Raw genomic sequence first — 22,710 nt, forward strand, 5'->3', positions numbered from 1 at the left:
AAGAGTTTACGCACCGAGACTGACACTTCCGAAAAGTGCCAAAGGTAGACCGTTTCCGAGAATGCAGAGCATGTACGTTGCGGTTTCGATGAGATGGAGTTGCGGGTGGAACAGTCTCCTAACAAAGGCGCAGCTGTTGCTGGAACAATTGGCCTTGGGGACTTAACAGTTAACCGATTGGGCTTCGGCGCAATGCGTCTATGCGGAGATTCAGCTTGGGGAAGACCAAGGGATCGAGGGCATGTCAATCGGGTTCTGCATCGCGCGGTCGAGCTTGGCGTGAATTTTATCGACACGGCGGATAGTTACGGCCCCGAGACGAACGAGTTATTAATCTCGGAGGCGCTGTGTCCTTACCCTCGGGGTTTGGTCATTGCCACGAAAGGTGGCTTGGTGCGACCAAATCGACGATCTTGGATCCCAGACGGTCGCCCCGACCATTTGCGACGCGCGGTTGAAGGTAGCTTACAGTGCTTGCGGCTAGAGCGCATCGATTTGTATCAATTTCATGCGCCTGATCCCAATGTGCCATTCATAGAGTCGGTTGGAGCATTGGCTGATTTACAGCGCTTAGGCCAAATTCGCCATATTGGCATTTCGAACGTCACGGTTGCGCAGCTCGAAGTGGCGCGCTCCATCACGCCAATCGTGTCGGTTCAGAACATGTACAATCTGCGAAACCGAACCAGCGAAGACGTACTCGCCGCGTGCGAGCGTCTTAGAATTGCTTTTCTGCCGTGGTATCCCCTGGGCGGCAAACGCGGCCTAAGGGCACTCAAGATAAAGCAAGTCGCCTCGCGTCGCGGTCTCACGCACGCAGCCTTATCTCTTGCGTGGCTGCTCGCTAAATCACCTGTTATGCTGCCAATCCCCGGCACTCGATCCATTGATCACCTAGAGGATAATGTGCTTGCGGCCGCCCTCAAGCTTGCGCCGGAAGACTTCGACGATTTGGGATGAAGGTGCGTTTCATGAAACGACATCGATCTTTAGGTTACGAGAACTTGCTACGCAACCTGTCACAGTGAAAGATGCTCCATTTTGAACTAAGCACGATTGATGAGCGCTTTGGTCAATCGCGTCGGTTCGCCCCACCGCTAACCACTTCCGGTCTTGCCCCAACTGCGGACATCACGCACCGGCACCACCGCTTCCGAAAGGTGCCAAAGGCGGTCGTCCTTTCGATCTCATCGCAAATCGGAACCGAAGATCATATCAGGGACAAGCAAGACCACCGAGGGGACGAAGATCAGTATCAGGGTCACCGCGGTGACGGCGATCAAAAACGGCGTCGAGTCTCGGGTGTACTCGCTGATCGGACAACGCAGCACCTGGCAGGCGACGAACATGGCGGCGCCGACGGGCGGCGTGTAGTTTCCGATCGTGGCAGCAATAATGAACACGAGCCCGAAATGGACCGGATCAATCCCGTACTTCGTCACCAACGGAAGGAAGATAGGCGTCAGCATGATGATGAGCACCGAGCCTTCCATGAAGGTGCCGGCGATCAGGATGAAGAGCACGATGAGCACCATTACAACGTGCGCGTTTTCCGTCATGCCCAACATCCAATCCGAAATCACCTCGGGTATTCGCTCGAACACGATGCCGTAACCAAAGATCGCGGAGAGCGCGAGCAGGAACATCACGGCCCCGACATCGACCAGGCTGCCTTCGATGGCTTCACGGAAACTCGCGAACGTCAGCATCCGGTAGGCGAAGAACCCCACCGCCACCGAATAGATGACCGCGAAGGCTCCAATCTCCGATGGCGTGAAGATGCCGTAACGCAATCCCGCCAACAGGAAGATGGGAAACAGGATGGCCCAGATGCCACCCCACGACGCCAGCAGGATTTCACGCGCAGTCGCCCGCGTCTCGCGTTCCGGCCCGTAGCCGCGGCGGCGGGCGGTGATGGCTATCGCAACGGCGAGAGCTGCCCACAGCATGAGACCCGGAATAATGCCGGCAGCAAATAGCCGTCCGATCGAGACCTGGCCGACCGTGCCATACAGTATGAATCCAATCCCGGGGGGAATGATTGGCGCCAGCAGAGAACCGTACGAAATCACGCCGGCCGCATAGCCGCGCTTGAGCATCTGCAATCCGATGATGCGGGCATTCATTGCCGCGTCGGCAATCGAGGACCCCGTCACCCCGCTCATCAGCGTCGAGAGTGCAATAGAGGTCTGCGCCAGACTGCCGTGCATTCTTCCTGTCAGTACCGTGGCGAGCTTGAGCAGGTTGGTCGTGATGCCGGAGTTGTTGAGAAAATTGCCGGCGAGGATAAACAGCGGAACCGCAAGCAGCGCGAAATTCTGCGTCTCGGTTACCGTTACCTGTATCGGGATTGTTGCCGGCAGTTCCGGATGCTGGATGAAGAACAGCGCGCCGGCGATTCCAATCGCGAAGGCAACTGGCATTCCGATCAGCATCAGTACTGTGAACGCAATGATTACGATCAACATGGCCGTGCGCGTCGGATCATATGACGTCGACGGCGCGATATTCGGCGCGCTCGCCCCGGAGTTCTCCGCGGACCTTGAGCGCGGTTGTCACGATCAGCAGCGCCGCGCCGACCGGCAAGCTCATTGTGACCCAAGAGTAGCTGACTTCCGGAATGCCCTGGAAGCTGCGTACCCGACTGATCCACGATAAATAGGCACCCATCACGAGGAGGTAAAACAGGAACGCGGTGATCAATGCGTAGTTCACCATACGGAGGGCCGTCTGGAGCTTGTCCGGCAGGCGATTGGCGAAAACTTCGATGGCCATCATGCTATTCTTCCGCCAGGCAATGTCGGCGCACAGAAAGCAGGCCCAGGCGAACAGGGCGGTCGAAACATCCGTCGACCAGTTGATCGGATGGCCCAGCATCCGCATGACGCCGCCAAGAAAGATCAGGATTACCATCACGATGAGAAACACGGAGGCGATCCATGCCTCGGCGGCGCATACACGCTGGTAGACTTTCTGCATTCAGCGGAACCTACTTGCCGATTTCCTTATGCACCGCGCTCTTGGCATCGGTTATCTTCATGACCTCGAACGCTTTGTCGCCGGCCTTCCGGAAAGCGGCGAGATCGACATCCTTGTTGATCGTCATGCCGCGAGACTTCAATTGCTGCTCGACTTCGGCCTCCAGCCTCAAGATCTGACGCGATGTCTCCTCTCCGGCTCGATCGGCCTCTTCCACCAGCGCGTCCTGATACTCCTTCGGCAGGCTGTCGAACCATTTGGCGCTGACGACTTCGAAGTTGATCAGCATGATGTGCCTTGTCTCATTCGCGACTTTAAGCACCTCGTAGAAGCGGCCGCCCGGAATGTTGTTGTAAACCAGCTCGACACCATCGATCGCCCGCTGCTGCAGTCCCGGGTACATCTCGCCGAATGCCATCGCTACCGGCACGGCGCCAAGCGCGCGTATCGACTCTTGCCAAATTGGGGCCGGCGGCGTGCGGATGCGCAGGCCCTTCAGATCGTCCGGCGTCTTTATCGGCTTGTTCGTAAAGAAATGTCGATAGCCTTGCACCCAGTTGAAAGACACCACCTTGAGCCCGAACTTGGCCGCGAGTTCTTCCTGCCATTTTGCGACGGTCGGCGCTTTGCGCAGCTTGGCAACCTCTTCCAGCGTCTCGACGAAATAAGGTCCGTTCATCACGGCGATGCCGGGAACGTAGTTTCCCATACGCGCCGCGTCGGTGTTCTGGCCGATATTGGCTCCCTGCCTGATCTGCTCGATGATGTCTTCCTCGAGACCCAGTTGCGCGGAATGGAAGACATCGATCTTGAGACCGCCATTGGTGCGCTGCTCGACGGCTTTGGCCCACTTCAGGAAGCCGTCGTGGTATGGCTCCTTCGGGCCAAGCACGTGATTGAATTTCAGCGTGAATGTTTTCGGTGTCTGAGCCCAAACATTCGAACAGTCGAGCGCCCACAGGCCGAGCGCAGCACACGTGATCACAGCCAAATTTTTCATCACATCCTCCCTGCGGCTTCGTGCCGGCGTGCCGCCCCGTGCCTGCCGTCTTTTTCCTGCGGCGGCCATTCTGACGATGGTTTGGCGCCGAGGCCGATGCTATACCAAATGAAACCAGGTAGACCTTGCTTTCTCATACAGTGAAACAGAGCGCCGGCCGCCGCGAGGGTAAATTCCGCCAAGGCAAAGTCCGTTCCACGGCCCGTCGATGCTGCGAGAAAGATACGGACCAGAGTGTCGTCCGCGGCTGAAGAACCGCCGCCGGGGAAGGGGTACTCACCAATCACTCGAGCGTGGATCGCAGGTGCTCGAGACGATCGCGGCGACCGGTTCGCTCGTCAGCCTCGGGGAAGCTGCACGCCGCACTGGTTTGCATCGCAGCACAAATGCATAGCAGCACCGGCGCTCGCCTATTCGGGACGCGCCGTCGGCTCACTACGCGTTGTCGGGCCGCGGAGTCGAATGACACGTCAGAAGCATAGGGAACTTCGTCCTGAAGTCCTGACGCTCTGCGGGGCGCTGTCGAAGAAACTCGGCTGGCGAGGCGCTTCATCGAGACGCTGAGCCATCCGGCGTTCCAACGATAGTTGCATTCAGTAGTAGGGACGAAAGTCCGCTTTGCGCCAGGACCGGCCAACCGGACGCCTCTCAAGCCGAGAGGACGGCTGGTCTCAAACGCCGTGCTGCACGCTTGACCTTTTCGAAGGCCAGGGTTTCGATCTGCCGCACGCGCTCACCGGAAATGGACAGCTCACGCCCGAGTTCCTCCAGGCTCGGCGGATCCTCGCTGAACCGCCGCGCCTCGAACACACGTCGCTCCCGCGCCGTCAGCACATCAAGGGCTGAATGGAGCGCTTTCGCCTTTTGCGCGCTCTCATCCTGCTCGACGACGATCGTCTCGGCGTTCGGCGAATGGTCGACCAGCATCGCCTCCCATTCGGTCGGCCCGTCATCGCTGACGGGCGCATTCAGCGAAACGTCCCCCGTCAGACGGCTGCTCATCTCGATCACTTCGCGAACGGGGACCACGAGCTCCCGCGCGACGGCCTCGGCGACCTCCTGCGTGAGCCCTACCCTGTCGCCTCCGAACTTGATCATGGCGCGCCGGAAGCCAAAGAACAGCTTCCGCTGCGCGGCCGTCGTCCCGATCTTGACCAGCGACCGCGACCGCAGAATGTAATCGTGGATAGCGGCCTTGATCCACCACAGCGCATAGGTGGAGAACCGGGCGCCGCGGCCGGGCTCAAAATGCGAGGCCGCGATGACGAGGCCAAGATTGGCCTCGCCGATCAGATCGGCAAGCGGAAGGTCGTATCTCTGGTAGCGCCGCGCGACCTTTGCCGCCAGCCGGAGATGGCTGGTGACGAGCGCATCGGTCGCCCGGCGGTCTCGATGCTCCTGCCAGCGCCGTGCAAGCTGCTGCTCCCGCGGCTGCTCGAGCAGAACGTATCGCTTGATGAGAGAGGCGTATTCATCGACGAAATCCTGCGATCTGCCGTTGGTCTGCGCCTCCCGGCTGTCTGACATCAATGTTGTGCTATGGGCGTTCATGGGTGGCTCCAATCCGTCGGGTCCGGCAGATGGACCCTAGGAGAAGACGCCGCGACGCAGCCATTAAATTGGAATTGAGGATTATAAATTCGCTGTTAGCGTCCGTGCGCTTTGCATCTCGATTTCAAAATAGCCCGATCTTGTTCTGAACGAGAGGCTCAAGATTAGTTGAGCTTTGTGAAGGGCAATTTAATGGGGCGAAACTGCTGCCGCCCTACATCTCCATCACGCATCCGCTGTCTGGATGCAGTTTCAAGCGAGCAGTTCGCGTTCGAAAAAAACATACGCCAGTCGCGGCGTGTTACCGCGCTTGCGCGTCCGGCGAATTCCCGCATCATGTATGGAGAATGACAATGACCTCGATCAAGACGATCGCCGTCGCAGGACTGCTGTCGATGATGGCAGCAGCACCTGCCTTCGCGCAAGAAGCCATCCAGGAGCCGGGGGCTTTCGCATTCTTTTACCCGAACCTTGACGTCCTGAATGGCGGTGCGCCCACGCCGGCCTACCGGATGGAAGGGCTGCCGCCCTCGGTGATGCAATCCTATAACGAGAGAGAAAGCGGCTTGGCCGGTCCAGACGTCTGGCACCACCGTCGGGTCCACCACGCCTCCAGCACCATGCATGACGGCCGTTGGCATGGATGACTTTCGGCAGCCTGCCGCCCCTATGTCCCGACGACTTGCTCATCGGGGCAAATGATCTCCACCCGGCCTCCCGGGCCGGAGTGGATGATCAAGCGAAATCCGTGCAGCTTCACGATTGCCGAAACCAGGTTCAGTCCGAGGCCGACGCCCGGCGTGTTGCGAATCTTGTCCGATCGATAGAACCGGCGCAGCACGGCCTCCTGTTCCTGATCGCTGATCCCCGGTCCCGTATCCGTCACGCGCAGGATGGTTTCTCCCTCGCCGCGCAGCAGCTCCAACCTGACCGCGCCGCTTTCGGGCGTGAACTTGATGGCATTGTCGACGAGATTGGCGACCGCCTCCAACAACAGATCCCGATCGCCGTGCACGTAAAGCTTGTCTGACGTGTCCACGCTCAACGCGATCTGCTTGTCTTCGGCGATCGGCTCGTACATGTCGCAGACTTCGCGCAGCATTTCGTCGAGCGCCACATTACCGAATGCAGACGACCGGCGGCTGTTTTCGATTTCGGCCAGGCGCAGCAACGCCGTGACGATCGTCAGTGACTGGTCGATGCCGGCGATGGCCTTGTCGGCGACCTCCTGGAGCTGCTCAAGCGTGGCCGCATTGGTACGGCCGCGCTCGAGCGTCAGGCGTGCACGCGTCAGCGGCGTTCGCAGATCGTGGGCGATGTCGTTGCCGACGCCGGCCAGTGCGTTGATCGTCGTCTCCAGTTCGTCGAGCATGCCGTTGACGATGGCGGCCAGCCTCGAAAACGGTTCATCCACCTTTCGGTGCGGCAACCGCTCATGCAGGTCGCCTGCGATGATGCGCTGGACCCGCAGGTTGACTTCCTCGACGCGTCGCTGCGCGCGAACGCTCAGCCACGCGCCGGCCAGTAGCCAGAGGCAGAACGCCGGCAACAAGCCAAGCGCGAACGCCGTTCCGACAACCCTGAAGATCTCCCCGGTCTCGTCGACGTTCCGCCCAATCACCAATATGTCGCCGTTCTCAAGGCTCCGCGCGACGGTCCTGACCGATGTCGCGCCGGCCGCCTTGTCGTCGACGCGCGCGAGCGGCACGCTCTGCGCCGGCGCGCCGATCTGAATCCCGTCCGGCAGGGCTGCGACGTTGCCGACAAGCCGCTTCCCCCTCGCGTCGAACACTCCGGAAAACTGGACGCCGCGGGAATCCTGCCCGAGATGATCATCGAGCGCACCGATCAGGCGGTCGCGCGGCAATCCGGCAAAGAAATCGGCCTGCCTCGTGATCATCCGATCCGACCGCGCGATCAGGTAGTCGTCGATACTGAAATAGATGAACCCGAACAATACGGTGACGAAGACCGCGAACAGGCCCGCCAGCGCCGCGGCCCAGTGAAACGTCTTCGAGCGTATGAATTGCAACTGAAGCTTCCGATCCTGCCGTCCGCCTGCCTCACCGGTCCGACGGCGTGGGCGCCCGGCGCGGTCATCCAAAATCAGTCAGGACACGGCGCGTAGAATGAACCCCGCGCCGCGGACATTGTGAATCATCGGGGCGTCGCCCGGACCGTCGACCTTGTGCCGCACACGGCCCATATGCACGTCAACCAGGTTGGTTGCCGGAACAAACTTGTAGTTCCAGACCTCTTCGAGCAGCATCGCGCGCGTAAGCAGCTGGTCGCTCCGCCGCATCATGTATTCGAGCAGGCGAAACTCGCGCGGCAGCAGGTCGATCTTGCGCTCGCCGCGTTTGGCCGTGCGCTCGACGAGGTCGAGTTCGAGCTGCCCTACCCGCACGATGGTTTCCCGCGTTTCCGGCGGGCGGCGCAGCAACGCCTCTATGCGCGCAATGAGTTCGACGATCGCGAACGGCTTGGTGAGGTAGTCGTCGCCTCCCATCCGCAATCCGCGCACGCGGTCATCGACCGCGCCAAGCGCACTCAGCACGAGGACCGGCGTGCGCACCTGATCCTTGCGCAGGGACTCGATGACGGTAAGACCGTCCATTCCCGGCAACAGGCGGTCGACGATCATTGCATCCGGTCGCAAGTCGCGCGCCTTGGCGAGGCCATCCAGCCCATTGGCCGACCATTCGACCTCGAAGCCGCGATCGGCCAGCTCGGCAGTGATTTCCCCCGCCGTCTCGCCGTCATCTTCTATGAGAAGAACTTTCGTCATCAGATCGGTCCGACTGCCATCAAGATACCCCTCACCGCACGGCCCGGTCGCAATGATACGCCGGCCGGCCGACAAAGCCACAGTGACGGCCGCATGTCTCTTAGCTCAAGAGAGCCGGCCAGCGCCGCCATCCTTTTCCGAAGCCGGCATGCGCCATCCGCCCGGCGGCCGTTCCGCCGCGCCAGTGCGAGCACGGCGAAGCCGCACGAAACAGTTAGTCCCCGTCGACCGGCCGCGCCAATAAATAGCAATTTAATGAACCCGCCGGCCTGCATTGGCTGGCCCACCGGCGGTTTCGAGCCAGGCGAGACAATAGATGGAGCCCGCATCAGCTTCACGCCGAGTTGAAAGCACGTGAAGCGATGTTTCCTTTGGACGATGGCGGGCCAGCCGCACGTCGGAGGGAGAAGCCAGCCTGGCTTCCCCTGACCTTTGGAGAACAACAATGCACAAAGTCAAACTTCTGTCGGCTGCGTTACTCACCGCAGCCACTCTCGCCACGCCGGCGCTGGCCGCCACACACACCTCGCGGCATGTCGTAACCGATGACAACGGCCGCGTGATGTCGACGATGCATCGCGACGTAGGCGATAGCTGCATCCGCGCTCCGCGCGTCGGCGCCTTCGCCACCGCACCGTGGACCACGCCCCCTTGCGAGCCCAACACGGGTTACTGATCGACGTTGCGATGTAACAACGAAGCATGACGGGCTGGCGGAATATTCCGCCGGCCCTTTTTTCTTTTGCCGCGTACCAAAGTGTTTCCTTCGTGAATGCAAGGCGGCGGAGACTAACGCCGAATTTAATGGATGCCTTGTGCATCGCACCTACCTGTCAGCCATCCGACGTTTCGTTCGCGCGGTCCGTCGAAGTTCGCGCGTCGCGGCGGCGAGCAATCTGATTGAAAAGGAGTGTCATGATGAAACGAATGATCACGATATTGGCGACAGCTCTTCTCGCTTCGAGCCTGCTGGCGGGCGCGGCTAACGCTCGTGGTGGCGGCGGTGGTGGTGGGCACGGCGGAGGTTTTGGCGGCGGCGGCCACATGGGCGGAGGCTTCGGCGGCGGAGGTCACATCGGTGGCTTTGGCGGCGGTGGCCATATCGGCGGCTTCGGTGCCGGCGAACACATCGGAGGCCTTGGCGGCGGCGTTGGTGTCGGCCACTTCGGCAGCGGCCACATTGGCGCGCATGGCTTCGGCCTGCACCATCACGCTGCGCATCGCTTCGGCGGATACGGGCCGGGATACGGCTACTACTACGGTTATCCCGATTGCTACGACTGGTACTACCTGCATCCCAACCAGCCTTTGCCGCTGAGCTGCGGCTGAGACCCTCCCGCAAATCCTGCACGCAGGCTTCGGACTGGAGGGCACTTTCTCAATGCCCTCCGGACCGATCGCTGCCCTGCTCGTTCGTCGCACTACCCGACCGGCACTGGAGAACCCCATGAAACGCTTCCTGATGATCACGGCAGCCTCGGCCCTGCTGTGCGGCCAAGCCTTTGCGCAGCAGGCCGCGGTAATGCCGACGCCTTCGCTCTCGGCCACGTCGCCGCTCGGCATGATACCAAGCGCGCCGGTCGGCGGCACCGGCATCCCGTTGGGCGCAACGGAAATCGCATCCCCCGGCGTAAGTCCGGCGCCGATCTCGTCGACCATGGGCAGCGCCGTGTGCTCGACCATCGGCACAGCACCATCAACGATGTTCGGATCGGCGACTACCTTTGACGGCGGCGGCGTGGACGTCGGGAGCGTCACACCGCAGAGCACGATGTCCATGATGCCGGGAACGTCGACATCATCGATGTCGTCATCGGGCGTTCCGCCGACATCGGCACTGATCGACACGTCGGGTACCCAAAGCATGTGCGGCGCCGGCTCAGGCAATCTTGCCGCGTCATCGACACCGACGTCTCCTACGACACCGGGCGGCGTGCCGCGAACCGGCATTCCGATGGGCTCGACCGAGATCGGCAATCTCGGGATTAGCTCCGCCGCGATGGTTCCAACCATCACCGTCGCCCCACCATCAGCACCATCGCGCCGACGATCCCGACGGTGCCCGCCGTCACCCTGTCGGCCCCTAACACGACGGCCGTCGCCGCGACCACCGATCCCATCACAGGGATACCGAACATCACAGGGGCGACGAACACGATACCGGGCCTGTCAACCGCCGCCACGACGTTCCGTTGAGCGGCAACTCACTCGCGAGAAACAGCCATGAAAATGAAAGTCGCAATACCTGCCGTCGTGTTCGGCGTCGCCGCCGCGGGCGGCCTTCTCTACCTGACGCATGCCAACGCGTTCAAGGCCGCCGTCGCGGCGCCGCCGCCGCCTCCGGTCCCGGTCGTTGCCGGCGTGGTCGCGCAGCGTGATGTGCCGATTTATCAGAATGGCGTCGGCACCGTGATTGCGTACAACACCGATGTCGTGCGGGCGCAGATCCAGGGCCAGCTCATCAGCATCAACTTCACCGAAGGACAGACCGTCCATGCCGGCGACCTGCTCGCGCAAATCGATCCGCGTCCCTACCAGGCCCAGATCGACCAGTTCGAGGGAAACCTGCAGCGCGATCAGGCTCAGCTCACCAATGCCCGCGCCAATTTCACGCGTTACAGCCAGCTTGGCGACAAAGGCTGGGCCACGCCGCAGTTAATCGAGACCCAGAAAGCGCAGGTCGGCCAGCTCGAGGTCGCAATCAAGACCGACCAGGCGCTGATCGAGGCGGCCAAGGTGCAACTCAGCTACACCCGCCTCACTTCACCGATCGACGGCGTGGTGGGAATTCGCCAGATCGACGTCGGCAACATCATCAGCCCGACGACGACCAACGGTCTTGTCGTCGTGACGCAGCTCGATCCCGTCTCGCTGATCTTCACCCTCCCGGAAGGAGTGCTGACGCAGATCCTCCGGCAACAGCAGGCGAGCAAGACGCCGCTGCCCGTCCTGGCCTACGACCAGGCCAATTCAGTCCAGCTCGGACAGGGCAAGCTCGCGCTGGTCAACAACGAGATCCTGCAGACCACCGGCTCGATCCAGCTCAAGGCGAACTTTCCCAACAAGTCCCGCGAGCTGTGGCCGGGCGAGCTGGTGAACGCGCGGCTACTCGTCACGACCCGGCACAACGGCCTGACGGTTCCCGCCAACGTCGTGCAGCAGGGGCCGAACGGCGCCTATGCCTATGTCATCAAGCCGGACGACACCGTGGCGATGCGGCCCCTCAAGGTCGCGCAAATCACCGACGGCGAAGCACTGATCGATTCCGGCCTGAAGGCCGGCGAGCAGGTCGTGGTTGACGGACAATACCGGCTGCAGCCGGGCACGCATGTCACGATCCTGCACGGCGAAGCGGCCGAGGAAGTGACGGCACAGCAAGCACAACAGGCGGTAATCCCATGAACATTTCTGCACCGTTCATTCAGCGGCCGATCGCGACCGCGCTTCTGATGGTTGGCCTTTTGGTCGGCGGCCTGATCGCCTACCCGCTGCTGCCGGTCGCGTCATTGCCAAACGTCAACTATCCGACGCTTCAGGTCACGGCACAGTTGCCGGGCGCCGATCCGCAGACCATGGCGGCGTCGGTGGCGACGCCGCTCGAACTCCAGTTCGGCCAGATTCCGGGCCTCACCCAGATGACATCGGCGAGCGCACTCGGCTTCACCCAGATCACGCTGCAGTTCGATCTGAACCGCCAGATCGACGGAACGGTCAGCGACACGCTGTCGGCGATCAACGCCGCGAGCCCGTTCTTGCCGCCCGGCATTCCCTATCCGCCGACGATCCGCAAGGTCAATCCGGCCGATACGCCGATCCTTGTGCTCGGCCTGACCTCGGACAGCCTGCCGCTGACCACGGTGGACGCCTATGCGGAAAACATCCTGCTGCAGAAGATATCGCAGATACCAGGCGTCGGCCTCGTCGGCATCGGCGGCCAGCAAAAACCTGCCGTGCGCGTGCAGCTCGATCCGCAGGCGCTCGCCGCGCGCGGCATCAATCTCGAGGACGTCCGCACCGCGCTCGGCCAGGCCAATGTCGATCTGCCGAAAGGCACGCTCAATAGCCCACGCCAGACCTTCACCCTGAACACCAACGACCAGCTCTTGAAGGCGGAGGACTACGCCAATCTCGTGATCGCCTATCGAAACGGCGCGCCGGTCCGCATCCGCGACGTCGGCCGCGCCGTCAGCGCGCCGGAAAACGACCTGATCGCCGGCTGGTACAACAATCAGCGCGCGGTCATCCTGGCGATCCAGCGCCAGCCCGGCGCCAACGTCGTCGACACCGTGGAGCGGATCAAGGCGACGATGCCGGTGCTGCAGGCCTCGATTCCGCCTGCCATCAAGGTCAATGTCATCTCCGACCGCACCGACACGGTCCGCGCCTCCATCCACGACGTTCAGTTCACCTTGATGCTGACGGTCGCGCTGGTGGTGATGGTGATCTTCATCTTCCTGAGAAACTTCTGGGCGACGCTCATTCCGGCGGTCACTGTGCCGTTGTCGCTGATCGGCACCTTCGCTGTCCTTTACGAGCTCGGCTACAGCCTCGACAACCTCTCGCTGATGGCGCTGTCGATCGCGGTGGGCTTCGTGGTCGACGACGCCATCGTCGTGATCGAGAACATTGTGCGCCACATGGAGGGAGGCGCCACGCCATTCGAGGCGGCGCTGAAGGGCGCCGGCGAAATCGGCTTCACCATCATGTCGATCACGCTGTCGCTGATCGCGGTGTTCATTCCGCTGTTCCTGATGGGCGGATATGTCGGGCTGCTGTTTCGCGAATTTGCCGTCACCGTCAGCGTAGCGCTGGTGCTGTCGCTCTTGATCTCGCTGACCCTGACGCCCATGATGTGCGCGCGGCTGCTCAAGCCGGAAAGCAGGACACACGGGCGGCTGTTCCACGTCCTCGAAAGCGGGTTCAATGCCTTGCTCGGAACCTACGAGGCGGGGCTCAGAATCGTGCTTCGTCACCGCTTCATCACCCTGCTGACGATGTTTGCGACCATCGGACTGACCGGCTATCTCTACGTCGTCATTCCCAAAGGCTTCTTTCCGCAACAGGACACCGGACTGATCATCGGCCTGTCCGAGGCCGCGCAGGATATTTCCTATTCTGCGATGGCCGAGCGTCAGCAGGCTCTGCTCAATGCCATCATGAAGGATTCGGCCGTCGCATCCATCGGCTCGGCGATCGGCGCCGGCGGCGGCAACACCACGGTTAACAACGGCCGCATCTACATTGCGCTCAAGCCCTACAAGCAACGTGACAGCATGGAAACGGTGCTTGCGCGCTTGCGGACCAACTTGGCCAAGATCCAGGGCATTACTCTCTATATGCAGGCCGCGCAGGATATCACCATCGGCGGCCGGGTTTCGAAAACCCAGTATCAGTACACACTTGGCGACGCCGACCCCGGCGAGCTCAATCATTGGGCGGCGCTGTTCCTCGACGGGATCAAGAAGGTCCCCGGCATCACCGACGTCGCGACCGACCAGCTCAATTCCGGCCCCCTGCTCGACATCGCCATCAAGCGCGAGGTGGCTTCGAGCTACGGCATCCTGCCCTTCACCATCGACAACACGCTCGATGACGCCTTTGGCCAGCGCATCGTCTCGACCATGTATACGGCGCTGAACCAGTACCACGTGATCATGGAGGTCAATCCGAAGTTCCAGTATTCGCCCGAGGCGTTGAGCGGGATCTATGTCAAATCCTCAACCGGCCAGGAAGTGCCGCTTTCGACGCTGGTCGACAGCGTGGTCAAGGTCGCTCCGCTCGTGGTCAATCATCAGGGCCAATTCCCGTCGGTGACGATCTCCTTCAACCTCTTGCCCGGCACGGCGATCGGCCAGGCGACCAGCGCGATCCAACATATCGAGGAGCAACTCGGCAAGCCGCTCTCACTGCAGACGAGCTTCCAGGGCAATGCCCAGGCGTTCGGGGATTCACTATCGACGACGCCGATCCTGATCGCTGCCGCACTGTTCGTGATCTACCTCATCCTCGGCATATTGTATGAGAGCCTGATCCACCCCATCACCATCATCTCGACGCTGCCGTCGGCGGGGCTCGGAGCGCTGTTGCTGCTGATGGCGGTTCACCTCGATCTCAGCGTGATCGCGATCGTCGGCATCATCCTCCTGATCGGCATCGTCAAGAAGAACGGCATCATGCTGGTCGATTTCGCCCTGCATGTGGGCCAGCAGGAGGGATTGTCGGCGGAAGACGCCATCTATCGCGCCTGCGTCATGCGTTTCCGGCCGATCCTGATGACCACGATGGCGGCCATGCTCGCCGGCGTTCCGATGATGCTCGGCACCGGTGCGGGCTCCGAGATACGCCAGCCGCTGGGCTACGCCATCGTCGGGGGCGTAGCCGTGTCGCAGCTTCTCACGCTGTATACGACGCCGGTGGTCTACATCTACCTCGACAGGCTGCAGAGCTGGCTGTTCGGCAGCAACAAGCCGGCGATTGGCGATAGCGCCAAGCCGTCACCGGCCGAATAACGGAAAATTTTGGCGGGCTGCGGCCGGCATCCATCCGGGCTGATGGCGTTCGACCAGCCGTGGAGAACGCGGAGAGGCCGGCCATGGGCGCTCGACGGGCCGCGATCAGGTTGTTAAAGCCCGCCTCCGCAGGGAGACTTTGAGTCGAGACATGACCGTGGCGATCGAGATGGGACACACGACGGCAGGTGCCCCGGCGACTCTGGACCTTGAGGAACTGCTTGCAACTCGCTTGCTGGTGCAGGGCAATTCGGGCTCCGGCAAATCCCATCTGCTGCGCCGGCTGCTGGAACAGAGTGCCCCCTGGGTGCAGCAGACCATCATCGACCCCGAAGGCGACTTCGTGACGCTTGCCGACCGTTTCGGCCACCTCCTGATCGATGCCGAGGACCATACCGAGCGGGGCCTGCAGGTCGCCGGCGAGCGAGCGCGCATCCATCGCGTCTCCACGGTGCTCAATCTCGAGGGGCTCGACGCCGAGAACCAGATGCGGCGCGCCGCCGCCTTCCTCGGCGGGCTTTTCGACGTCGCCCGCGACCACTGGTACCCGATGCTGGTGGTGGTTGATGAGGCGCAGCTCTTCGCGCCGGCCGTCGCCGGCGAGGTTTCGGACGAGGCGCGCAAACTCTCGCTCGGCGCCATGACGAACCTGATGTGCCGTGGCCGCAAACGCGGGCTTGCGGGGGTCATCGCCACCCAGCGGCTGGCGAAGCTCGCCAAGAACGTGGCGGCCGAGGCGTCCAATTTCCTCATGGGCCGAACCTTTCTGGATATCGACATGGCGCGCGCCGCCGACCTTCTGGGCATGGAACGGCGACAGGCAGAGGCCTTTCGGGATCTGGAGCGCGGGCAATTCATGGCGCTGGGACCGGCCCTCTCCCGCCGTCCGCTGGGGCTGCGCATTGGTCCAACGGATACCACGCCGCACAATGCGACCCCGCGCTTGCTGCCTCTGCCGGAAGCGACACCGGACGCACGCGCCATCATTCTGGCAGCGCCGCCGCCTGAGAATAATCGGCCCCAGCGCCGGTCGCCGCCAGACCTCCTCGGGCAGCTCATGGCGGCGAAGTCAGCGGCGCTGGAGCTCCGTCCCGAAGCGGTGGAGCAGCCACTCAGCGCTGAGGAGCTGGCGGAGCGGCGTGAGCGAGTGGACCGTATTTTGCGCGCCGTCATGGCGGAACCCGACGCGGGATTCCGCGCCATCGGCGTCCTCTATCAGGAGTTCGTGGTCCGCTGCCGAATAGAGGGCCTCGGTTCGACCGTGCCGGACCTCGGTGACTTCCGTCGCATGCTGACGCGCGCCCGCGCCGGGCTCGGCTCCGATATGGCGGAGGATGACGGGTGGCAGGATGTCTCGGTCCGCGCCTCACTTCTGCCGGAGGATATGCAGGGCGTCTTCATGATGATCGCCCGCGCCGCGAAGGAAGGTTGGCCCTGCCCGGGCGATGCAGCGATTGCCCGCGCCTACGGCTCACATTCGTTGCGCCGTGCACGGCGTCTGCTGACCTACATCGAGGAGCAGGGCCTCATCGTTTGCCAGCTTGACGGTGCCGGTCGGCGGATCGTGACGCTCGTCGAACTGGCCTGGGCGACGGCACCGGGCGACCCCAATGCCGAGGAACTGCCGGCGGAGCAAGGCTGCAGCAGTTCCGCTCCCTGATACTTGATAATGGCGCCCGTCGCGCTCCGCGGTATATGATTCGCAAAAGCCGTTGAGCGTGGCGCTACGGTTCCTTTGACGGGTCCGCGCTCTTGTCGCCGACCGCTTTTTTTTTGCATATCTTGCTTAAAAGGAGTTCTGAGCTTGAGCGTTGCCTTCACCAAGGAAGACAGTGCCGAAACGGCGTCGGAGACCTTGCTCCCCGACCGTCCGATTTCACCTCATCCGAATCTTGTTACGGAAGCGGGATTGAAGGCTCTTGAATTTCAGCTCGACCAGGCTCGCGAGGCATACGAGACCGCGCAGAAGATCGAAGACGTGAACGAACGACGGCGGCAGGCCGCAGCCCCATTGCGTGATGTGCGCTACTTTGCGGCGAGAGTTCGGACAGCCCAGGTCATCCCCAATCCAACGTCGACTGACACTGTCGCCTTTGGGAGCACCGTGACCTTCAGGCGAGACGATGGGCGCGTACAGAAATATCGTATCGTGGGAGAGGACGAAGCGGACCCGAAGGCCGGTTCCATTTCCTTCGTGTCCCCGGTGGCAAGGTCGCTGATGGGCAAATCTGTTGGGGATGTCGTCGGTACATCCGGTCAAGAGCTAGAGATCATTGCGATCTCGTAGCACCCCGCACAGGACGCAGCCGACGTTTGGAATGTCCAGGAAGGACCGGCACTCTGGCGACCAGATCGATCGACATTGAGTGAACCCGGACACCAGTAAGGCCTCAGCCTTCTGCATCCATTTCGTGAAGCTTCTGGACGCGTCGCCGGAAGTCCTCCTCCGTCGAAAACTCGGCGGCAAGAAATGAGGAGATGAGATCGTTGGCGAGCCACGGTCCGACGATCTGGGCGCCAATGCACATGACATTCACGTCATCATGCTCGACGCTCTGATGGGCCGAATGGACATCGTGACAGACCGCGGCGCGGATGCCCTTCATTTTGTTGGCCGCAATCGAGGCACCGACGCCGGTGCCGCACACCATGATGCCGCGAACGACCTCTCCGGAGATGATCTTCTGCGCCACCGCCCGTGCGATATCCGGAAAATCCACCGGATTTTCGTCGTAGGATCCGACGTCGACGACCTCGTGTCCGAGGCTGCGTACGTGATCGATGACAGCCTTCTTGAGTGACCAGCCGGCGTGGTCGGAACCTACGACGAGACGCATATAATTTTCCTTTTGTTGATTTGCGGCGGCCGTGGCGGCCGCCACGGATTTATGGGTTTCAGCCGCGCATGTCGGGTGGCAGTTCGACACCATGGAATTTCTTGTAGATGGCGTTGAGCTTGCCGTTCTTCACGTTTTCGGTGATCCATGCGTTGAGTTTGTCCAGGAGGCGCGGCTCGCCCTTTTTCAGGCCGATGGCGAGATCGAAGCTGGCGAGTGGGATCTTGGACTCGAAGATTCGAGCCGGATTCTTGACGCCGATCTGGTTGATGATCGTGGCCGACGTGCCGACGCAATCGACCTGGCCAGAGACGGCCGCCGTCACTTCGGTGGCATCGTCGTCGTAGCGCGCGATCTTCAGTTCCTTGTCCTTCATATTCGACAGCATCGTATCCTGCGTGGTGCCGCGCGAGACGCCCACGGTCTTGTCCTTCAGGTCCGGCCAGTCCTTCACGTTCAGTGACTTCAGGCAGCCGATGTCCGATTGCAGCGTCGCGTAGCGCTTGGAGAAATCGATTACCTTGGCCCGCTCGGGCGTGACCGACAGGGTCGAAATGATGATATCCGCCTTGCCGGTCTGCACATTGGGGATCCGCGTCGCACCGGTCGTCTGGATGAATTCCAGCTCGAGTCCCCAGTCCTTGGCCAGCAACTGGGCGACCTCGACATCGGAGCCGGTCGGCTTCATGCTGCTGTCCATCATGCCGGACGGAGGAATGGCAAGGTCCGTCGAGATACGGATCTTTTTGGCCTGCGTGATGGCATCGAGCAGGTCGGCTTGCGCCGGCCGGGCCGCCAGCAAGACAAGGCAGCATGCAGCGAGGGCGCTGCTCAGAATCTTCCGGTTTCCGATCATTGGGTTTTCCTCTCCTGTTATGATTTTAGATTGCCCGTCCCCACGAACTGGACGAGTTCCGGCGTCGTCGGCGCCGTCAGGATCGAGGCAGGCCCGGTTTCGTGAACCTTGCCGCGATGCATGAAGACGATCCGATCGGCGATGCTCCTTGCAAATCCCATTTCATGCGTGACCATCACCATGGTCATGCCATCGGCTGCGAGCTGTTCGATCACCTTCAGCACTTCGCCTGTCAGTTCGGGATCGAGCGCCGAAGTTACCTCGTCGAACAGCATGACCTTGGGCTGCATGGCGAGCGAACGCGCGATGGCGGCGCGTTGCTGCTGACCACCGGATAGCTGCTCAGGATAGGCGTGAACCTTCTCCTCGAGACCGACCTGCGCCAGCACCTTGCGCGCCAGCGCTTTCGCCTCGGACAGGCCCATTCGCTTCACCGAGCATGGCGCCAGCGTGATGTTCTGCTCGATCGTGAGGTGGGGAAACAGGTTGTAACTTTGGAATACGATGCCGACATCCTGTCGCAGAGCCCGCAGATCGATGTCTGGAAGATCAACCCTGCGTCCGCAGACGATGATCTCACCCCCGTCGACCTTCTCAAACCGGTCGATGCAGCGTAACGCGGTGCTCTTGCCGGAACCCGACCTGCCAATAATGGCAAGGACCTCGCCGCGCTCGACGGCAAAGCTGACGCCATCAAGCACCTTCAGTGAACCAAAGCTCTTCTGCACGTCGCGGAGCGACACAATGGGAGTGGGGGATGCGGTTTGCTGCATGTCAGGCCAGAGCGGGGTTGACGCTACCGCGTCCCATCCGCCGCTCCAGCTTCTGGCTGAACAGCGACAGGGGATAGCACATAGCGAAATAGACGGCGGCGATGATGGCGTAGACCACGAACGGCTCGAACAGCGAGTTGTTGACGATCTGTCCTGATCGCATCAACTCGACGAAACCGACGACCGAAGCGAGTGAGGTGTTCTTGATGATCTGCACCATGAAGCCGACGGTGGGCGGCGTCGCGATGCGGACCGCCTGCGGCAGGATCACCTTCATCATGCGCTGGGTCCGGCTCAGCGCCAGGCCTTCCGCCGCTTCCCATTGCGGCTTTGGCACGGACTGGATCGAGCCACGCCAGATCTCGCCGAGATAGGCCGCGACGTAAATGGTCAGCGAGGCGCCGGCGGCGACAAGGGGAGAGGTCTGCAATCCGATCGCCGCCAGCCCGAAATAGCCGAGGAACAGGATGACGAGCAAAGGCGTCCCCTGGACAATCTGGACATAGGCGGCACTGAGAAGGCGCACGGACTTGAGGGGAGATATCCGCGCCAGCGCGATCACGAAGCCGACGGCAGCGCCACCCACCAGTGCGATCAGGGAGAGTCCAATCGTCCATAGCGCGCCATGGCCGAGAAAGAGGAGGTGGTTGATGTTCAGATGTCCGCCCATGCATCACCTCACAACGGCGTGCCAAGTTGGCGTCGGCGCGGAAACAGGACCAGGCCGAGCCCCCAGAATCCCGCGCGCATGACGAGCGACAGCAGAATGTAGAGCACGGCGACGATGATGTAGGTCTCGAACGCCCGATAGGTGTCCGACTGGATGTAGTTGGCCACGGCCGTCAATTCCTCGGCGGATATCTGCGAACAGACCGACGAGGCGAGCATCAGCAGGACGAACTGGCTGGTCAGCGCCGGATAGACCTTTTCGACGGCGGGCAGCAGGATGATGTGCCAATAGATCTGGAAGCGCGTGAGCGCGAGCCCTTCGGCCGCCTCGATCTGTCCGCGCGGGATCGCTTCGAAGCCTGCACGCATGATCTCGGCCGTGTAGGCTCCGACATTGATCGTCAGAGCAACCACCGCAACGGTGAAGGCTGACAGTTTCAATCCGATGCTGGCAAGTCCGAAATAGACCAGGAATATCTGGACCAGCAGCGGCGTGTTGCGGATGGCTTCCACGTAGACTTTGCAGATACGAGCAATCAGCCGGCTATGAGTTCCGCGGCCCACTGCCGCAAGTGTGCCGAGAAGCGCGCCGGAAACCGTTGCAAAGAATGCGAGTTCGAGCGTCAGAATGGCGCCTCCGACGAAGTTCGGCCACCGTTCCAGCACCGCGGGAAAGTCGAGTTCGATACTCATCGCAACAAGATCATCCAGTGCTGCTCTGATTGGTCATCCGGTCGTAGACACGGAACAGGGCCTGATTGCCGTTCGCGCCTTCGCCGTGCGCCCGCGCGTCGACATATTGGCTGGTGACGAGTGCGGTTCCTGGCAGTGGCACGTTCAGCGCCTGCGCATGCTCCTGCACCAGCCTGAGGTCCTTGAGCATCAAGTCGATACGAAAGCCGGCGCCGACGTCGCCTCCGATCATCGCCGGACCGAGCTTGTCCAGCATCCAGGATGAAGCCGAGCCGCCCAACAGGACGCGGCGTAGCAAGTCCAGGTCGACGCCGGAGGCGCGCCCCAAAGCCAGCGCTTCGCAAATCGCCTGGATGTTGATGCCGCAAATCAGTTGATTGCAGAGCTTGACCGTTTGTCCAGCGCCGGAAGCGCCGACATGGGTGATGGTGGTGCCCATGGCCCTGAAGAACGGTTCAGCCTTGCCGAAGGCTTCCGCTTCGCCGCCGGCCATGATCGACAGCGCGCCGTTCTTGGCGCCGAGCGGGCCGCCGGACACGGGAGCATCGATGAAGCTGACGCCCGCACGTTGCAGATCCGCATGGATGCGGCGGGCCGCGACCGGTGAGATCGTGCTCATGTCCACGATCAGCTTGCCCGCAGGCGGCGATTTCAGGAGGCCGTCCTCGCTGTAGACCACCGCTTCGACATACGGTGTGTCAGGCAGCATGGTGATCACGATGTCGCAGCCTCGCGCGGCGTCTGCAGGGTTCTTGGCGCCTACGGCTCCCTCCGACACCACGGCGGCAATTGCGGCCTCGACAACGTCAAAAGCCCTGACGCCATGCCCCGCCTTGAGCAGGTTGCGGACCATTTCCCGGCCCATCATGCCAATGCCGATAAAGCCGACGCTTCCCTTGCCGTCCCGTCCCATCGTTTCTCTCGTCGTGTCGTTGTTCTCGTCGATAGCAATCAGCGCGATATTTGCCGGCTGTCTTTCTGCCCGACGACGGCGCGCCGTCGGTATTCATCGCCGATCGCAAAATGTCGTCGCAGTGTCGTATCCGCCCGCTCGGGATCGCGTGCAACGATTGCGTCGAAGATGCGCTTGTGATCGTCGATCAAGTACGTTTTCATCGACGGGAAGGCCTGCACGAGTTCGCGGCGGCTGCGGTGCGAATGCGTCAACAGGCCGGCCATCGAATTGTGCAGGACGACGAGCGTTTCCGAATGGGACGCCAGGACGATCGCACGGTGAAACTCGAAGTCGGCCATGCCGCCCGTATCGGCCTCGTCGATCGTTTCCGAAATTTTCGCCAGCGCACGCTGCAGGCGCTCGAAATCGGCGATGCTGGCGCGCTCGCAGGCCAGCCGAACGGCCTGACATTCGATGGCGATGCGCGCCTGCATCACGTCGTCCACCATGTCGGCCTGCTGGGCCAGCGCGAAGGTGAAGAAATCGTTGAGCACGGAGACGTCCGGACGCGTCACCACGGTGCCGATGCGATCACGAATTTCGACGATGCCGAGCATGGTCAAGGCGCGCAGGGCTTCCCGCACAAGCGGTCGGCTGACGCCGAGCTGTGTCGCGAGCTCGCGTTCGGAGACCAGACGGTCGCCCGGCTTGAGCGAGCCGGCGATCAACCGGTCGCGCAGGAAGGCAAAGACCTTCTGGAAACCCTTCTCACCCTCAGCCACTCGCTTGAGTTCCATTCCCTGCAATCTTTTTGATATTACCTTGGTAAGACCAGTAGGATGACCAAGACGCTCGCGTCAAGTCGTTTGATGTACAGCATCGAGCAACGATCGTTCAAAAATTGGCGATCTCGGGTAAGTCGAGCAGGTCCGCAATGGCAGCGAATTTGAAACCGGCCTCGCTACCTCATCAAGGGCCGAAGCATCCGCGCGGCGTCGCAAGGCGCTTAGCCCGGGTTCGCTATTCCCTCGAAGCCCGACATCAACCAGTGCGGTTCGCAGTCCCGATTACTGCCCAACAGCAGATCTCGCACGACGTTTTTCATCCGAAGCCGAAATTGATTTTGTCGATCTACTTCCTTGTCACCGCAGCCGCGCATC

At 61.7% G+C, this 22,710-nt stretch carries 23 protein-coding genes; 8 read left to right on the forward strand and 15 right to left on the reverse strand.

The features are described 5' to 3' along the window. Window positions 1-93 precede the first annotated feature (93 nt). A complete protein-coding gene (locus tag CP49_RS19190; protein ID WP_057851754.1) occupies window positions 94-960 on the forward strand; it encodes an aldo/keto reductase in 867 nt (288 codons plus the stop codon). Window positions 961-1,187: 227 nt separating this feature from the next. Here the strand turns inward: CP49_RS19190 and CP49_RS19195 are convergent, their stop codons facing one another. From CP49_RS19195 to CP49_RS19205, 3 genes are read right to left on the reverse strand one after another with little or no spacing between them, the layout of a single operon-like run. Then, entirely contained in the window at window positions 1,188-2,468 is a 1,281-nt protein-coding gene (locus CP49_RS19195; protein ID WP_057851755.1) for a TRAP transporter large permease, read from the reverse strand. A gap of 16 nt (window positions 2,469-2,484) precedes the next feature. Next, window positions 2,485-2,979: a TRAP transporter small permease gene (locus CP49_RS19200; RefSeq protein ID WP_057851756.1), complete on the reverse strand. Its 495-nt coding sequence runs from the start codon at window positions 2,977-2,979 to the stop codon at window positions 2,485-2,487. Between the two features lie 10 nt (window positions 2,980-2,989). Further along, on the reverse strand, window positions 2,990-3,979 hold the full coding sequence (locus CP49_RS19205) for a C4-dicarboxylate TRAP transporter substrate-binding protein (protein WP_057851757.1): 990 nt from the start codon (window positions 3,977-3,979) through the stop codon (window positions 2,990-2,992). 208 nt (window positions 3,980-4,187) lie between these two features. Here CP49_RS19205 and CP49_RS49300 point away from each other — a divergent pair, with 208 nt between their 5' ends. Beyond that, window positions 4,188-4,373 carry a helix-turn-helix domain-containing protein gene (locus tag CP49_RS49300; protein WP_082646092.1) on the forward strand — a complete coding sequence of 62 codons (186 nt, stop codon included), beginning with the start codon at window positions 4,188-4,190 and terminating at the stop codon, window positions 4,371-4,373. 254 nt (window positions 4,374-4,627) lie between these two features. On the opposite strand, the gene CP49_RS19215 is transcribed toward CP49_RS49300, so the two are convergent. After that, window positions 4,628-5,530 (reverse strand): RNA polymerase factor sigma-32, encoded by a 903-nt coding sequence (locus CP49_RS19215; protein ID WP_082646093.1) that lies wholly within the window; start codon window positions 5,528-5,530, stop codon window positions 4,628-4,630. Window positions 5,531-5,883: 353 nt separating this feature from the next. Between CP49_RS19215 and CP49_RS19220 the strand changes: the two genes are divergently transcribed. Next, window positions 5,884-6,177, forward strand: a complete 294-nt coding sequence (locus tag CP49_RS19220; protein ID WP_057851760.1) for a hypothetical protein — start codon at window positions 5,884-5,886, stop codon at window positions 6,175-6,177. Window positions 6,178-6,197: 20 nt separating this feature from the next. Here CP49_RS19220 and CP49_RS19225 read toward each other — a convergent pair whose 3' ends face one another. Together CP49_RS19225 and CP49_RS19230 are read right to left on the reverse strand one after the other, a co-directional pair. Then, window positions 6,198-7,562 carry a sensor histidine kinase gene (locus CP49_RS19225; RefSeq protein WP_057851761.1) on the reverse strand — a complete coding sequence of 455 codons (1,365 nt, stop codon included), beginning with the start codon at window positions 7,560-7,562 and terminating at the stop codon, window positions 6,198-6,200. 78 nt (window positions 7,563-7,640) lie between these two features. After that, the gene (locus CP49_RS19230) at window positions 7,641-8,318 is read right to left on the reverse strand and encodes a response regulator transcription factor (RefSeq protein ID WP_057851856.1); all 678 of its coding nucleotides are present in this window, start codon (window positions 8,316-8,318) and stop codon (window positions 7,641-7,643) included. A gap of 445 nt (window positions 8,319-8,763) precedes the next feature. Between CP49_RS19230 and CP49_RS19235 the strand changes: the two genes are divergently transcribed. Beyond that, entirely contained in the window at window positions 8,764-8,994 is a 231-nt protein-coding gene (locus tag CP49_RS19235) for a hypothetical protein (protein WP_057851762.1), read from the forward strand. Window positions 8,995-9,119: 125 nt separating this feature from the next. On the opposite strand, the gene CP49_RS44765 is transcribed toward CP49_RS19235, so the two are convergent. After that, window positions 9,120-10,331, reverse strand: a complete 1,212-nt coding sequence (locus CP49_RS44765; protein WP_057851763.1) for a hypothetical protein — start codon at window positions 10,329-10,331, stop codon at window positions 9,120-9,122. Beyond that, a complete protein-coding gene (locus CP49_RS44770) occupies window positions 10,331-10,474 on the reverse strand; it encodes a hypothetical protein (RefSeq protein WP_156438513.1) in 144 nt (47 codons plus the stop codon). Before CP49_RS44770 ends, CP49_RS44765 begins: the two co-directional genes overlap by 1 nt. A gap of 67 nt (window positions 10,475-10,541) precedes the next feature. On the opposite strand from CP49_RS44770, the gene CP49_RS19245 reads away from it, so the two are divergent. From CP49_RS19245 to greA, 4 genes are all read left to right on the forward strand, one after another. Continuing rightward, window positions 10,542-11,720 carry an efflux RND transporter periplasmic adaptor subunit gene (locus CP49_RS19245; RefSeq protein ID WP_057851764.1) on the forward strand — a complete coding sequence of 393 codons (1,179 nt, stop codon included), beginning with the start codon at window positions 10,542-10,544 and terminating at the stop codon, window positions 11,718-11,720. Continuing rightward, the gene (locus tag CP49_RS19250) at window positions 11,717-14,827 is read left to right on the forward strand and encodes an efflux RND transporter permease subunit (protein ID WP_057851765.1); all 3,111 of its coding nucleotides are present in this window, start codon (window positions 11,717-11,719) and stop codon (window positions 14,825-14,827) included. Before CP49_RS19245 ends, CP49_RS19250 begins: the two co-directional genes overlap by 4 nt. A gap of 151 nt (window positions 14,828-14,978) precedes the next feature. Further along, on the forward strand, window positions 14,979-16,487 hold the full coding sequence (locus tag CP49_RS19255) for a helicase HerA domain-containing protein (protein WP_057851766.1): 1,509 nt from the start codon (window positions 14,979-14,981) through the stop codon (window positions 16,485-16,487). A gap of 144 nt (window positions 16,488-16,631) precedes the next feature. Continuing rightward, window positions 16,632-17,114 (forward strand): transcription elongation factor GreA, encoded by a 483-nt coding sequence (gene greA, locus CP49_RS19260; protein ID WP_057851767.1) that lies wholly within the window; start codon window positions 16,632-16,634, stop codon window positions 17,112-17,114. Window positions 17,115-17,217: 103 nt separating this feature from the next. On the opposite strand, the gene rpiB is transcribed toward greA, so the two are convergent. The 7 genes from rpiB to CP49_RS19295 are packed head-to-tail and all read right to left on the reverse strand — an operon-like array spanning window position 17,218 to window position 22,347. Next, on the reverse strand, window positions 17,218-17,664 hold the full coding sequence (gene rpiB, locus CP49_RS19265) for a ribose 5-phosphate isomerase B (RefSeq protein ID WP_057851857.1): 447 nt from the start codon (window positions 17,662-17,664) through the stop codon (window positions 17,218-17,220). 58 nt (window positions 17,665-17,722) lie between these two features. Continuing rightward, window positions 17,723-18,520 carry a transporter substrate-binding domain-containing protein gene (locus CP49_RS19270; protein ID WP_057851768.1) on the reverse strand — a complete coding sequence of 266 codons (798 nt, stop codon included), beginning with the start codon at window positions 18,518-18,520 and terminating at the stop codon, window positions 17,723-17,725. 17 nt (window positions 18,521-18,537) lie between these two features. Then, complete coding sequence (locus CP49_RS19275) at window positions 18,538-19,293, reverse strand: amino acid ABC transporter ATP-binding protein (RefSeq protein WP_057851769.1); 756 nt, start codon at window positions 19,291-19,293, stop codon at window positions 18,538-18,540. 1 nt (window position 19,294) lies between these two features. After that, window positions 19,295-19,963 carry an amino acid ABC transporter permease gene (locus CP49_RS19280; protein WP_057851770.1) on the reverse strand — a complete coding sequence of 223 codons (669 nt, stop codon included), beginning with the start codon at window positions 19,961-19,963 and terminating at the stop codon, window positions 19,295-19,297. A gap of 8 nt (window positions 19,964-19,971) precedes the next feature. Next, window positions 19,972-20,655, reverse strand: a complete 684-nt coding sequence (locus CP49_RS19285) for an amino acid ABC transporter permease (RefSeq protein ID WP_057851771.1) — start codon at window positions 20,653-20,655, stop codon at window positions 19,972-19,974. A gap of 10 nt (window positions 20,656-20,665) precedes the next feature. Then, window positions 20,666-21,568 carry an NAD(P)-dependent oxidoreductase gene (locus CP49_RS19290; protein WP_057851772.1) on the reverse strand — a complete coding sequence of 301 codons (903 nt, stop codon included), beginning with the start codon at window positions 21,566-21,568 and terminating at the stop codon, window positions 20,666-20,668. Window positions 21,569-21,606: 38 nt separating this feature from the next. Continuing rightward, the gene (locus CP49_RS19295; RefSeq protein ID WP_057851773.1) at window positions 21,607-22,347 is read right to left on the reverse strand and encodes a FadR/GntR family transcriptional regulator; all 741 of its coding nucleotides are present in this window, start codon (window positions 22,345-22,347) and stop codon (window positions 21,607-21,609) included. Window positions 22,348-22,710: the final 363 nt, after the last annotated feature.

The organism is Bradyrhizobium valentinum (assembly GCF_001440405.1).
GTDB classification, from domain to species: domain Bacteria; phylum Pseudomonadota; class Alphaproteobacteria; order Rhizobiales; family Xanthobacteraceae; genus Bradyrhizobium; species Bradyrhizobium valentinum.

Bases quoted from the DNA above. Each gene is read 5' to 3' on its own strand.
- CP49_RS19295 (WP_057851773.1), bottom strand. From the start codon at position 22,347: ATGGAACTCAAGCGAGTGGCTGAGGGTGAGAAGGGTTTCCAGAAGGTC.
- CP49_RS19200 (WP_057851756.1), bottom strand. From the start codon at position 2,979: ATGCAGAAAGTCTACCAGCGTGTATGCGCCGCCGAGGCATGGATCGCC.
- CP49_RS19270 (WP_057851768.1), bottom strand. From the start codon at position 18,520: ATGATCGGAAACCGGAAGATTCTGAGCAGCGCCCTCGCTGCATGCTGC.
- CP49_RS19255 (WP_057851766.1), top strand. From the start codon at position 14,979: ATGACCGTGGCGATCGAGATGGGACACACGACGGCAGGTGCCCCGGCG.
- CP49_RS19235 (WP_057851762.1), top strand. From the start codon at position 8,764: ATGCACAAAGTCAAACTTCTGTCGGCTGCGTTACTCACCGCAGCCACT.
- CP49_RS19195 (WP_057851755.1), bottom strand. From the start codon at position 2,468: ATGTTGATCGTAATCATTGCGTTCACAGTACTGATGCTGATCGGAATG.
- CP49_RS19230 (WP_057851856.1), bottom strand. From the start codon at position 8,318: ATGACGAAAGTTCTTCTCATAGAAGATGACGGCGAGACGGCGGGGGAA.
- CP49_RS19190 (WP_057851754.1), top strand. From the start codon at position 94: ATGGAGTTGCGGGTGGAACAGTCTCCTAACAAAGGCGCAGCTGTTGCT.
- CP49_RS19205 (WP_057851757.1), bottom strand. From the start codon at position 3,979: ATGAAAAATTTGGCTGTGATCACGTGTGCTGCGCTCGGCCTGTGGGCG.
- CP49_RS19250 (WP_057851765.1), top strand. From the start codon at position 11,717: ATGAACATTTCTGCACCGTTCATTCAGCGGCCGATCGCGACCGCGCTT.
- CP49_RS19275 (WP_057851769.1), bottom strand. From the start codon at position 19,293: ATGCAGCAAACCGCATCCCCCACTCCCATTGTGTCGCTCCGCGACGTG.
- CP49_RS49300 (WP_082646092.1), top strand. From the start codon at position 4,188: ATGCTGCGAGAAAGATACGGACCAGAGTGTCGTCCGCGGCTGAAGAAC.
- CP49_RS19245 (WP_057851764.1), top strand. From the start codon at position 10,542: ATGAAAATGAAAGTCGCAATACCTGCCGTCGTGTTCGGCGTCGCCGCC.
- CP49_RS44765 (WP_057851763.1), bottom strand. From the start codon at position 10,331: ATGGTTGGAACCATCGCGGCGGAGCTAATCCCGAGATTGCCGATCTCG.
- CP49_RS19280 (WP_057851770.1), bottom strand. From the start codon at position 19,963: ATGGGCGGACATCTGAACATCAACCACCTCCTCTTTCTCGGCCATGGC.
- CP49_RS19215 (WP_082646093.1), bottom strand. From the start codon at position 5,530: ATGAACGCCCATAGCACAACATTGATGTCAGACAGCCGGGAGGCGCAG.
- rpiB (WP_057851857.1), bottom strand. From the start codon at position 17,664: ATGCGTCTCGTCGTAGGTTCCGACCACGCCGGCTGGTCACTCAAGAAG.
- CP49_RS19285 (WP_057851771.1), bottom strand. From the start codon at position 20,655: ATGAGTATCGAACTCGACTTTCCCGCGGTGCTGGAACGGTGGCCGAAC.
- CP49_RS19290 (WP_057851772.1), bottom strand. From the start codon at position 21,568: ATGGGACGGGACGGCAAGGGAAGCGTCGGCTTTATCGGCATTGGCATG.
- CP49_RS19220 (WP_057851760.1), top strand. From the start codon at position 5,884: ATGACCTCGATCAAGACGATCGCCGTCGCAGGACTGCTGTCGATGATG.